The following is a 13,429-nucleotide window of genomic DNA, read 5'->3' on the forward strand; positions in this document are numbered from 1 at the left end:
ATGAATTTATCATCTTTAGTGAAATGTATTTTATCCATTATAGTTTTTGCTCTGCTTCATGTGAAGATATACCATAAACACAAAATAATTGATATTGGGAGTGACAATGGCGACACGATTTTCAAAATATGAGACAGCGTTTCGCCAAAAAACTCTTAAGCAATCCATTGCCTGCAGCGGAGTAGGACTGCACTCAGGCAAATATGTTACTATGAAACTTTGTCCAGCTCCAATAAATCATGGAATAGTCTTCCATCGCACCGATATCAACGACTGTAACCAACTAATATCAGCAAGATACGATAACGTAGTTGATACAAAACTTTGTACAGTCATCGCCAATGAAGACAATATATGCGTTGGCACGATTGAACATTTAATGGCTGCCTTTGCTGGTTGTGAGATTAACAATGCTTTAGTTGAAGTTGATTGTACCGAACTAGCTATCATGGACGGATCTTCTGAGCCTTTTGTTTGCATGATTGATTCTGCTGGTATCGTCGAGCAAGATGCACCTCGTCAAGTCATTGAGATCCGCAAACCGATTACTGTTGACATGGATGATAAAAGAGTAACGTTAAGCCCTGCTAATTGCTATGCAATCGATTTTGAGATTGATTTTGCAAGTAAAGCGATTGGTCGTACTGTATGGGGAATAGAGATGGTAAACAGTACATTCCGAGATGAGATCGCACAAGCGCGCACTTTTGGATTACTAGAAGAAGTAGAATACTTACAAGCTAACGGATTAGCTCGGGGTGGAAGCTTAGATAATGCTATCGTAGTTGACGGTGATAAAGTATTAAACCATGATGGTCTGCGTTTTAAAGATGAATTCGTGCGTCATAAAGTACTAGATTGCGTAGGTGATTTATATCTTGCTGTTGCCCCATTAATTGGGCGTGTAAACGCAGTAAAAGCAGGTCACCAGATAAACAACGCTGCTCTACGAGCACTTTTCGCTGATCCAAGCGCATACGCGATTGTTGACTATGCGCATAGTCGTGTTATCGAATAACTGCTTTTAGCAACACAATAAATTCACTGCCCTATTATTTAAATAATAGCTTCCTAAAAAGAGCCTTTAGCAAAATCAAATTAATATCTCTAATAAGTTTTAATTTGGCTATGGAATACCGGCAAATTACTCCATAATCCATTATACAAAGTATAAGGTATTATATTTAAACTATACCATTTTTTAAAACAGCCTAGTAACAGTTAAATTTAAAATTATTATATTATACAAACTAAAAATTAATCAATCCTTATAGACTATTAAGAGATTGTTTTAATAAATTAGACTATAAATTCTTTCTGAAGATAGGGCTTAAATTGTCCTCATCTTTCAAGCAATCTTAATAAACACTTGATTATAGTCCGCCATGCTCAGTTTAAGCACAAGATTTGATTAAATACTATCTATAACAATAAAAGAAAAATAACTAATAAAGCAACTCCTATCAGATAACCGAAGAAGTTTTCTTACTAGTTCTAAAGCAGTTTTTGCTTGCGGATCAAAATATTATATTACGACAGTAATTAGCAAAAAGTTTGTCTAACTAGACTATACAAACTCATGAGTTTTGTTGTAATCTACCATAATTAAGATAAACATTATTTTATGAACTTTTTGACGTATACCATTGATAGATTGTGTTATAAAACTAGTTTGATTTTATCATATTCAATATATTAATCTAATGATTAAATACGTAAAATCTTGGCAATAAAGTGCAAAAAATTTCTTTTTTTTTGACAATAAATGTTTTTAAATAGTGCCTGATCACAAAACGCTTAAAATGTGCTTTAAAAATAGCAATCTAATTTATACTATATCGTTCGAATCAATAGATTCCCTTAGATTAATATCAATGCCGCAATTGTGAAAGAATTCAATCAATTCACCAGATTCAAACATCTCACGCACAATATCGGATCCACCAACGAACTCACCTTTTACGTAAAGTTGGGGGATAGTAGGCCATTGCGAATACTCTTTAATAGCTTCACGAATAATTTGATCTTTAAGTACGTTAATACTTTTAAATTTAATGCCAAGATTACCCAATATTTGCACGACAATAGAAGAAAAACCACATTGTGGAAATTCAGCACTACCTTTCATAAATAATAAGACATCACTACTAGCAATTTCCTGCTTAATTTTTCTTTTCATACAGTCATCAAGCATTTTAAATATTCCTTTTAGTTTTCAGATTATTAAATGATCTCATTTTTGTGTATGAATAATAAACAAAAAAATCTTCTTTAATCTATAATCATCAGTCAAACTGATGATGCATCTAACTTTTCTTCATGCAAGATAACGATATCAAAAAAATAAACTATCGCGATACATTCGACCTTATTCTTAATAGTCAGCCAAACAACTTTTCTTAATTGAACTCTATCAAGAGATAGGCTTATGTCTGCTTGTGTAAACAAGCAGAGGTTTATCAGGTTATTTAGTTCTTCTTATCGTTCAGCATGCCTAATCAATTTTTATAGCTCATGTATGCTGGCATCCATTTTTCATACCTATAGCTTAATTCTTCCACAGAAATTATAATCATCCCATTAAGTGTCAATATACCAGTTTTATTAACAATACCAACTACAGTTGAGGGAACACTAGCAGATAAGGCATCGTCAATAACTTTCATAGGATATGAAGTAGCAACAATATATCTACCTTGCTCCTCACCAAAGCACCAAGCATGCAGCAAGGCGTCTTCAGGTTTAATTATATCAACACCAAAAACCTTTAAGGCTAGCGCCATTTCAGCAATTGATACTAATAACCCACCATCAGAAACATCATGACAAGCGCTTACCACACCCTCAGCAATTAAACTACGGACTAAATTACCAGTGCGCCTTTCAGCAACAAAATCAATTGGTGGGGGAGCGCCTTCTTCCCTACCTTCCAGTTCACGCAAATAAACTGAAGAGCCAAGCCAACCGTCCTTATGATTAGCGGGCTGGCCAAGAACGACAAGAGTATCTCCAGCGGTTCTTAGGGCTAAAGTAACAATTTTAGAACAATTATCAATGACGCCAACACCACCAACAACTGGGGTAGGCAAAATTGCATTACCGTTTGTTTCATTATAAAGCGAGACATTACCTGATACGATAGGATAATCCAAAGCTTGGCAAGCTTCTCTCATGCCGTTTATACACCCTACCATTTGACCCATAATTGTAGGATTTTGGGGATTACCAAAATTTAAATTATTTGTCACTCCTATTGGGGTAGCACCAATTGCAATAATATTACGCCAAGTTTCTACTACTGCTTGGGCACCACCGATTTTCGGATCTGCTAAACAATATCGCGGAGTACAATCAACTGTGAGGGCGAGAGCTCGCTGAGTATTATGGATACGTATAACGCCGCTATCAGCTTCTCCCGGTTTGATTATAGTATCGCCCATAACTAAATGGTCGTACTGTTCCCATATCCAACGTCGACTAGCCATGTCTGGGCATGACATTAACCTAGCTAAAGCCTCTCCCAGGGAAAACTGCGGTGCGGGCACGTCGATAGCTGCAATCACTGGAGAAGAGACGATCGGTAAGTACGCACGATCATATTCTGGTGCTTCTCCGACCAATCGTCTAATTGGAATATCGCATTGCACAGTGCCATCCTTTTTCAATACTAGATGGCCAGTATCATTTACTGAGCCAATTATCGCAAAATCTAAGTCCCATTTTTTGAATATTACCTGCGCCTCATCCACACTTTCCCAACGCATGATCATAAGCATACGCTCCTGACTCTCTGAGAGCATGATCTCATATGTACTCATTCCTAATTCGCGCACTGGGACTTGATCAAGGTCAAGTTCTACACCAACGCTTCCCTTGTCAGCCATTTCAATGCTAGCAGAGGTAAGGCCAGCAGCGCCCATATCTTGGATGGCAATTATGCAATCTCTATCCATAAGTTCCAAGCATGCTTCTAATAAGAGTTTTTCAGTAAACGGGTCGCCCACTTGGACTGTAGGTCGCTTATTCTCACTATCCTTATCAAATTCCTTTGATGCCATAGTAGCACCATGAATACCATCGCGACCAGTCTTAGCACCTGCATAAACCACTGGGTTACCTAAGCCAGCAGCAGCTGAATAAAAAATCCGCTCAGTTGAGGTGATGCCTACAGTCATAGTGTTAACCAAAACATTATCATTGTAAGCAGGGTGAAAGTTAACTTCACCAGCTATAGTTGGTACACCAACGCAGTTGCTATAATCCCCTATGCCAGCTACTACACCTGAGAGCAAATGACGGGTTTTAGAATGTTTTGGATCTCCAAAACGCAAAGCGTTTAGATTTGCTATTGGTCGAGCGCCCATTGTGAATATATCGCGTAAAATGCCACCAACACCGGTAGCAGCTCCCTGGTATGGGTTGATAAAGGATGGATGATTATGGCTTTCAATCTTAAAAACTACCGCAATGCCACCACCAATGTCGATAACTCCAGCGTTTTCTCCTGGCCCCTGAATGACATGACTAGACTTTATTTCCAAGTTTTTCAGCCAACGTTTAGAGGATTTGTAGGAGCAATGTTCTGACCACATAACTGAAAATATGCCCAATTCATTTAAATTAGGATTTCTCCCAAGAATATTTATTATTAGTTTATACTCTTCCTGTGTCAAGCCGTGCTCAGATACCAAATTATCAGTAATAAAAGTATTTGTAATCATCATCTTGGACGCATAAATTATAGAAAAAAAGAATTATTAATCAATCTTTACAAAGCAAATTCTATATTAGATTTAAGCAAACAAATATACAAAGCTTAGATAATGTCAAGGCGTATTAGACATCAAATAAAATCGATTATTATGCTAAGTATAAGTGTTAATTAAATATAAATCTACATGTAATAAACAAAATTAACTAAGGTTATATAAATACATAAATTAACATTCCTGCATCTATCTGCTTTCGATTAATCAATCTGATGTTAAAGCTTTAGTTGAAAGTTTTTTTAATATTTGTAGCTTCAATTGTTATCGAAAATAGCCGATAATATACCGAGTATAAAAAATAGCTGGCTGTAATTAGCTAGAAAAATTAACGTCGTTTACCGATTAAAATCTTTAATTATAGTTTCTCTGCGACCAACAAGAACAGCTTAATTTGTATCTCCTAGATCATAATAACCTATCGAATACATACAATGGTTCATCACTATTAATAAAAAATGAATTTATTAATAGTGATGAAAATAATAAAACAATTATACATAAATATTGTTCTTAGAGTATAAACATATATAAGAACAATATTTTAGATACTTATAGGTGCTATTGTAAAGTTACCTAGAAGAACTGAACAAGATAATAAAATTGCCAACAACTTATTTATTTAGCTCCATTTAGCAGATCGTTACTCAGGCTAAGCAATTAATTAAACATATTTCGATAAGGTTAATTACTTAAATTTAATAAAATATTAATGTATAAACTAACTATATAATAATTATAAGCATAACTACTTGGGAATAGCTGTTTGGATGCTAAAAGCATGAATATCTTTATCTAAACTTTTCCCTAGGGCATTGTACACTATCTGATGCTGTTGCACAAGACTTTTACCCTCAAAAGCAGAAGATTCAACGTAACAAGAATAATTATCATCATGCAAATGTTTAATTTTTACATAAGAATTAGGCATAGCTTGTTTGATTAAGTATTTAATTTCATTCTCTTTCATAATCATAATTAACCTTTTGCTTATTGATGCTAAATTTAACTGTTTCATAGTAATAATATAGTATACTGCCTAGTTAATAAATTAACTTTCTAACTGAGATTTAAAAGCATATCTTTGCACGTCAATTAAGTATAATTTTTGCTATAAAATCAGCTGATCGGGAATAGGTTACCACAGATATTATTCAAGTTAGTAAAATACTAACTTGAATATAGGATGAAAAAGAATATTCGCTTAGATCACAGTAATGCTATTTATAAAACATGGAAAAACTGCGCAACAATCGCTTTAATTTGCTTTGTGGAAAAGCATATAAATTCAATTTAACTATATTTGTAATCAATTATCAAATTTAACTGGTGACGTTAAGGTATTAAAATAAAGCTTTTAAACAAAACAAGAATAGTTTAATAATCATGTTTTGGTTAACTAACAATCTATACAATTAATAGAGTTTATTCTAAATCGGAAAGTAAAAATTTTTTTTGATTATTATCAGCTAAGTAAACTATGATTTCATCAATCTACGAATTAACCACTACCTAGTGATCTAATATTCCTAGCAATGCTAGGTAGTCTGATATAGCTATCATGAATAAAAATGACTCTATATCCTCAGAAAAATTATTGTATACCCAATAACCAAATAATCCGGCTATTTTAGACTATATAGTCAGGCAAAATATTTTAAATTTTTAATTTAAAATATTCAAGAGAAAAAAGAGTAGTGTTCTCTAGAATAGGTTATCGAACAGCAATGTTACTTAAAATTTTCTTATCTAAGTGCAGCTGCTTTCGGTAAATAAATTGATTTTTGTGAGATAAAATAGCATTAAGATTAGAAATAGATGACATATTTTGTTAACGCTTGTTGTTTTATAGTAAGCTGGATAGCCTCTTATTTGTTCATTCACACAACCTAAATCCTATCATGTTTTACTTATTAACCGATATTAGATTTACTATTAAGTAGTTGATATTATTGTAATTTAAGAAAATAGCAAATATAATTCATAATATGTTCTATCTCATTAATTCACTGACATTGGTTATGCTAAAACTTATTTGAACAATAGCTTATAGTTAAGCTAGCAATCTAGCTGATAATTTACTACTTTTTTGAACTAAAAATAATGTATTTATTAAAATAAATTTAGCTTAATATATACATTACCAAACTTTAGCATTTAAACTTTACCCAAGTGGAATAGCAATCAATAATCTATATTGATTTAAGATAAACATATATCCGCTACTTTGATGAAGGTAGTATATTCATCACCAGTGTATTTAGCAATAATCAATAACATATACATAAATTATTGATTAGCTGTGATAGTAACAATTTTAAACAAGTTTTATTTTTGAAATATTAGATATAGAGAAAAGCAAGTTTCTTAGAAGAAAAATTTAATCAAAAATACTATTCTAATAGCAATCTTGAATAAGCAAGTTAGTTAATAACTGCATTGCAAGAGAGTAATGCAGTTATTAAATTTTTTTATTACACCAATAAAATTACTGTTACAACTAGTTACAATAATTATTTATGCAGATAAATTTATACACAATGAAAAATTCAGCAAAATAGATAAATGACGTTAGTCTAGTATTTAGTGCTAATACAAATAGCAAGATATTTTTGTAATCAATCAAATATTTGATTATAGTTATACCATCACACTATTAATCTTTGATAAAATTTGTATTGTTTTATATACTTGATATAAATATTTGTATATAATTCCGCATTTAAAAATAAGAAATTTGTTTCCAATAAATGGAAAACTATTTGCATAAACAAACATAAGTCAATATAGCATTTATTAACATCATATTAAATTAGTAAGTTCTTAGCTTTCGCTCCAAGTGAAAGCTAATACCTCATCAATAAATGCATACTTATTTCTTTATGAAATTAGCCTAGATTAAAAATTATTATACCTTTAAAAAGTTAACTTTATTAGTTAATGAAATATTATCTTTAAAAGAATAAAATTAATCACTTTTTAATGATTCATTTTAAAACAATACAAAAATTATTTTTTGCCAATAATTTGGTTCAATGGATAAAATACAGCACGGAAATTATTATAGCAAGTAAAATATTATCTAGCATATCGAAATTATATTCTAAACTAGCCGACTGGCATCATAAACGGAACAACTTTTAAATACTACATCAAGTAATTGATAAGATCGGGGAAAAATTAAAAATACTTTAATAAAAATAAGTAATAGTGAAGGAGAAGATACTTTAATAGTAAGTCTATCCTGAAGCATTCGATTCACTTCATAACAATAATCAGCAAACTACGTAAAAAACATCCAATTCGTTATTTATACTCATAACTGATTATAATTGTACAAAACAGCAAATAGATATTAATTTTTCATAATGTTTTAATAAATAAAACAAATTTTCGTTTATTAAAACGAACAAATTATTTTTATAACCGAATCAAAGCGACATTATCATATGTCGCCTACTATTTTCGTAACCAAAAATTTCTATATTAGAAATAGTATAATTTTAACTTTTAAAATAAAAAAATCAATACAATACAAATCTACTAACATTTTGCATATAACATCTATTTTTAATTAACAACACCTTCCTTACAGGATAAAACAAAAGTTTCAGACGGTCTATAAGCCGGGTTCTGTACCTAAGAAAACCTAGGTGACGGCCATTCATCTAGGACAGTCGTCACCGACCATCTCACGCGACCTACCCGAATGACTACGCAGGAACTCGTTTGCATATCTTTTTACAAGCTAGCATGCCATCCCTATTCGGTCTTGCTCCCGGTGGGGTTTACCTTGCCAATCCCGTTGCCGGAATTGCGGTGAGCTCTTAACCGCACCCTTTCACCCTTACCTAGAAGCTCAGAATCAAGAGACCTAGGCGGTTTACTTTCTGTGGCACTATCCCTAGAGTTACCTCTGCCGGGTGTTACCCGGCACCGTGTTCCCGTGGAGCCCGGACTTTCCTCCCATATTAATTATAACGTATCGGCGGCCGTCCAACCGCCTGATATTTATAAAGTATTTTATATTTTCTTAAATGTCAAGTAAGCAATTATTATAATAATAAATTTATTAACAAAATTGCTATGTATTTAAAACATGCTTAAACAGCAAGTTGCCAAAGTTAATTTAGCAAGTGAGCTAAATTGCTAATAAATATTTTTACCAATCTTAAACCTTCTTTATGTAAAAAACCTACTTGTCTACTAGGAAGATGTAGTGATTATGACACAGTTCCTTACTGATTATAGAGAACAGTCAATGCCATAATTATAAGCATAATCGTTATTGTATCTAGATAGATTATACAAATTGATCAGTTCTGGTATATATAATATCATCCATAAAATTAATCATAATAACAACCCAATTAAAAAACTATTAGTACATTTATAATAGCAAAGATTCCTCTTCGGAGGAAGAACATTATACTCTAGATGTCAACAATTTATTCTTCTATTATTAACAATTAGGATTATTGCAAAAATTCTCACCTATCTGATTTTACTAGCTTTATCCTTACAGAAAAAGGAAAAAAAACAACGTCCAATACTGCAAGTATTTGCTAAATAAAAACTAAATTGCGAACATATAATATATGTTCGCTGTTAAGATAAATAATCCTAGTAATCAAAAAATATTAAACATATATAAAATATAATTACAATGAATACAACTGAAATAATTATTGCATTTTATAAAAAACAACCTGCACTATATTAGCTTATGCATGTTAATCTGCATTAATGATCTTAATCGATCACTGAAGGGTAAATGGAAATTTATAATATCAATTAAATAATCTAACTTAATAAGCAAATAGTTGTTTAAGCAAATAGCATAACTTTTATAAACTACAAATGTATCTAATATGCTAATTTCCGCCTGCTGCAGCGAAAAACAATTTTAGGATATCGTATAAGATATCTGTAAAAACCAATTTATTGAGTCAAGCTAGAAAAAACTTAGCAAGCTTTACAGTATTAATCCAAGATAACCAAAACAGAATGTACTATTCAAGTATCATATGATCTGCTAATAAAAATATGTAAAAAATTTTTAACTAAAACAAGCAAGAACTACAAAATTAGCCAATTCTTTATGTTTTTGTTAATTATTAAAAATAATGCTATTATTTAGTTAACGAAATATTTTTAAGTAATTAATTTCTAGCGAATATAATAAAAAATCTAACACACAACTCTCTCAATCTCTGATTGAGAGAGTTGTTGGCAGCTTTTAATTCAATAAAATATCTGCATTTGTAAGAAAAGTCATCATCATTTTAGTTAATAAATCTAATCTAGATTGGCAATAAATTTTTACTGCTGCTTATGACAAAACGCAAATCATAATAGTACTTTTGCTTCTAAATAAAACACCAGCTATAGTTTAAAGGAGCGATTATTAATCATTACTACAAACCTATATCTCCAACAGATCTGATGTTGCTCTCATCAATAATGAGAGATCGCGATTAGTTGACAATCGATGGCCCCCATCTTTTACAAGATGCAGCTGAACATCTTCGCTTTTCAGGCGATCTGCTAAAATAATTGACAACTGGTATGGTACGCTAGTGTCACGCATCCCATGAAGCAAACGAACTGGCGCTTTAATTGGGATTGGCTCGCGCATAATAAGATGATTACGACCATCCTCAATTAAATCCATTGTGATAATATAAGGTTGATCAAAAGAATCTGAGTTTTTTAGATAGACTCGCTCAGTAATAAGAGTATGGCGAACATTTTCGTCAAATTTTGCCCACATCAAGTCTTCGGTAAAATCTGGCGCGGCAGAAATGCCAACTATTCCAACAACGCGCTCAGGGCGGGCTAAAGCAAGAAGCAAAGCTATCCATCCCCCCATAGAAGAACCTACTAAAACCATCGGCCCTGATGTCAAGGAATCAAAAACGGTAATTGCATCCATTTTCCACTTACTAATAGTGCCTTCACGAAACGAACTTGATGATTGACCATGACCACGATAGTCAAATCGAGTGAAGGCCTGGCCACGTTTTCGGGCAAAATTTTCCAGTGCCATGGACCTAGTGCCAGTCATATCAGACATAAAACCACCGCAAAACATGATACCAGGTTTACTTCCCAAAAGGTGATAATATGCAAGTGTTTCACCATCTTGGGTAGTCAAAGTATCAGCCAAGGTTGCATCTATTTTTTCATTATATGACATTAGCTTTATTCTTGTTAAAGTTAACTTCCGATATTAATTAGCACAGCTAATGTACTTGCTAACAATGAGAGTGATTAAACAAACAAATTACTTCTTAACATTTATTTGAAAGACTTTGAAGCATTTTTAGCTAAACTCATATGATGAATAGTCCAACTATCTTACAATTGCTTCCTTCTTTAGTTTCTGGAGGAATTGAACGCGGCTCTCTAGATCTGGCTAAAGCCATTATCCAGGCTAATTGGCGATCGATAATAGTTTCGAGAGGCGGTCCACTTGTGAGTGAAGTAGAGCAAATAGGCGCCACTCACATAAAACTTCCTATCCATTCTAAAAACCCTCTGTGCTGGCGAGCGACATTTAATTCATTAGTTAATCTGATTTATAGTGAAAATATCGATTTGATTCATGCACGTTCTCGCATTCCCGCTTGGCTTGGTCTGAATGCAACGAAAAGGAGTCGATTGCCGTTTGTCACTACCTTTCATCAACACCCACACACCTCTACTTTTATAAAACGAGGTTATAACTCAGTAATGGCGCGCGGAGATAGAGTAATTGCCGTCTCGCACTATATCGCAAATCGCTTGCTTGTCGAGTACAAAATAGATAAAGATCGGCTGAGGATAATTCCACGTGGAGTGGATCTAGAATTATTTGCCCCAAACAAAGTGCCAACAGAGCGCATTATTAGGGTGATTAACAAATGGCAAATACCTAAGAGTATTCCAATACTCCTGATGCCAGGACGCCTTTCCGCTTGGAAGGGTCATCGGCTTGTGATTGATGTTCTAGCTCATCACCTAAAGCGTGGTTCTTTATACTGCTTAATGGTTGGTGACTACACAGCTAAGCCAAAGATTAAGAAAGTGTTGGAATCTTATGCTCGTGCCTGTGGTGTAGATAAATTTGTCCAAATCGTTGGCTGCACTGACGATATGCCTGCTGTTTACAAGCTATCAGATGTAGTTGTTTCAGCCAGCTTAATTCCCGAACCCTTCGGTAGAGTAATGATCGAAGCTCAAGCTATGGGACGGCCAATTGTTGCTTTCAATCATGGTGGTGCACGCGAAACAGTACTTATGGGTGAAACCGGTTGGTTAGTAAAACCTGGCGATTCTAAAGCACTAGCTAATGGAATACTTACAGCGCTTAGTCTAAATAAGAGCGAGCGTGCATCTCTTGCCACAAAAGCGGTCGCTAATGTGAGAGAACATTTCTCATGCACCAAAATGTGCAACAGTACACTAAAAGTCTACAAGGAACTCTTAAACACACGAGGATATAGCCATTTATGATACTATATTAATCTTTTGAAAAATATCGCTTTGATGGCTCTGCTTTGGAAGAATCCTGTTTCTGCTTAGCCTCATACAAAAGATTGCAAACACAGCTTATATTGTTCATTGAATTACACTAATAAATCAACCTATGATAAATTACCAAAAATTCACTAATTATCAATTAATTCTGGTTTCTTTTTCAAGAATTTATTTAGATTAATTTATGGATAGGCAGTGTTTCTGATCTGTGCGATCATCTGATTAAATGATTGCTTTTAAGGGATGACAAATTGTGATTAAAAAATCAAAGCATTTTAACTAGGGTATAATATCCATGATCTAATAAGAAATTAAGCTAAAATATAAAATTATTATTCTTGATTTTTTATAAACTATCTTTTTTATTTATCCAAATAAAAGAGTTTTCATAGCATTTCATTGCTATGATTAGATTTAAATTGATAATTAAACAATGACTATTTACGCGATCACTCATAGTTTTTCTTTTGACATATCGCATACATATTAAGAAGTAACGTTACTACCAAGTCTTCTCCTCTTGTTTACAAGCTAAAGTTGTACAGACCAATTGGTGTAGTTAGTCGATTTTTAATAAAAAAGAATGAATAATCTAATTGAGCTAATAGCAACTCGCTACAACACCACTTTTGATAGTAATGCTTATTTTGTTTCAAATAAAGATCCACAATACGCTGCAATCTAATTACAAATATCAACTATTCCCCCGCTCTATAATATACTTGCTATAAGTAAATATATTATAATATATATGCTAACTAAAATTGGTAATAATTCTTCTTAAGAAGATTTCCTTACGCTTACTTTGAAAAGTAATGACTGATAAATACTTGAATGAGTTATACTTCTAAGTAAAAATTTTATATATAAAAAGAATAAATAATAAAGAACACTGTTTGCAAGTAATTATTTCATCAAATGGATTAAATAATCATTAGCAATAATAAAAAGATTATACAATCAAATAATATTAAATTTATTACTTAATCTATCATACTAACTTTTGCCAGAGAATTTTAGTAATGTAGCATTACACATATTTTATTTTAAATTTTTCTATAAGTCAGAAGAAAAATTAGTTAATTTCTATTCGTCGCTACATTAAAACTTATAGCTTGAATTAAATTAAATATTAATTTCTG

Annotated in this window: 6 protein-coding genes and 1 other RNA gene; 2 read left to right on the forward strand and 5 right to left on the reverse strand. The window is 32.5% G+C overall.

What is annotated here, in order from left to right:
- Positions 1 to 106: 106 nt before the first annotated feature.
- A complete protein-coding gene (gene lpxC, locus A1OE_RS03260) occupies positions 107 to 1,018 on the forward strand; it encodes a UDP-3-O-acyl-N-acetylglucosamine deacetylase (protein ID WP_015088879.1) in 912 nt (303 codons plus the stop codon).
- A gap of 810 nt (positions 1,019 to 1,828) precedes the next feature.
- Here lpxC and grxD read toward each other — a convergent pair.
- The 5 genes from grxD to A1OE_RS03280 form a co-directional block, all read right to left on the reverse strand.
- Positions 1,829 to 2,194: a Grx4 family monothiol glutaredoxin gene (grxD, locus tag A1OE_RS03265; protein ID WP_015088880.1), complete on the reverse strand. Its 366-nt coding sequence runs from the start codon at positions 2,192 to 2,194 to the stop codon at positions 1,829 to 1,831.
- A 304-nt stretch (positions 2,195 to 2,498) separates the two neighbouring features.
- Positions 2,499 to 4,721 (reverse strand): phosphoribosylformylglycinamidine synthase subunit PurL, encoded by a 2,223-nt coding sequence (purL, locus tag A1OE_RS03270; RefSeq protein ID WP_015088882.1) that lies wholly within the window; start codon positions 4,719 to 4,721, stop codon positions 2,499 to 2,501.
- A gap of 793 nt (positions 4,722 to 5,514) precedes the next feature.
- Positions 5,515 to 5,736, reverse strand: coding sequence for a BolA/IbaG family iron-sulfur metabolism protein (locus A1OE_RS03275; RefSeq protein WP_237737650.1), 222 nt, complete (start codon positions 5,734 to 5,736; stop codon positions 5,515 to 5,517).
- A 2,636-nt stretch (positions 5,737 to 8,372) separates the two neighbouring features.
- Positions 8,373 to 8,774, reverse strand: an RNA gene (gene rnpB, locus A1OE_RS04180) — RNase P RNA component class A.
- Between the two features lie 1,417 nt (positions 8,775 to 10,191).
- The gene (locus A1OE_RS03280; RefSeq protein WP_015088892.1) at positions 10,192 to 10,965 is read right to left on the reverse strand and encodes an alpha/beta hydrolase; all 774 of its coding nucleotides are present in this window, start codon (positions 10,963 to 10,965) and stop codon (positions 10,192 to 10,194) included.
- A 140-nt stretch (positions 10,966 to 11,105) separates the two neighbouring features.
- On the opposite strand from A1OE_RS03280, the gene A1OE_RS03285 reads away from it, so the two are divergent.
- Positions 11,106 to 12,263: a glycosyltransferase family 4 protein gene (locus A1OE_RS03285; protein ID WP_015088893.1), complete on the forward strand. Its 1,158-nt coding sequence runs from the start codon at positions 11,106 to 11,108 to the stop codon at positions 12,261 to 12,263.
- The last annotated feature ends 1,166 nt before the right edge of the window (positions 12,264 to 13,429 follow it).

It is taken from the genome of Candidatus Endolissoclinum faulkneri L2 (assembly GCF_000319385.1).
In the GTDB taxonomy this organism is placed as follows: Bacteria; Pseudomonadota; Alphaproteobacteria; order Thalassobaculales; family Thalassobaculaceae; genus Thalassobaculum; species Thalassobaculum faulkneri.

Bases quoted from the DNA above. Each gene is read 5' to 3' on its own strand.
- A1OE_RS03280 (WP_015088892.1), bottom strand. From the start codon at position 10,965: ATGTCATATAATGAAAAAATAGATGCAACCTTGGCTGATACTTTGACT.
- grxD (WP_015088880.1), bottom strand. From the start codon at position 2,194: ATGCTTGATGACTGTATGAAAAGAAAAATTAAGCAGGAAATTGCTAGT.
- A1OE_RS03275 (WP_237737650.1), bottom strand. From the start codon at position 5,736: ATGAAAGAGAATGAAATTAAATACTTAATCAAACAAGCTATGCCTAAT.
- A1OE_RS03285 (WP_015088893.1), top strand. From the start codon at position 11,106: ATGATGAATAGTCCAACTATCTTACAATTGCTTCCTTCTTTAGTTTCT.
- purL (WP_015088882.1), bottom strand. From the start codon at position 4,721: ATGATTACAAATACTTTTATTACTGATAATTTGGTATCTGAGCACGGC.
- lpxC (WP_015088879.1), top strand. From the start codon at position 107: ATGGCGACACGATTTTCAAAATATGAGACAGCGTTTCGCCAAAAAACT.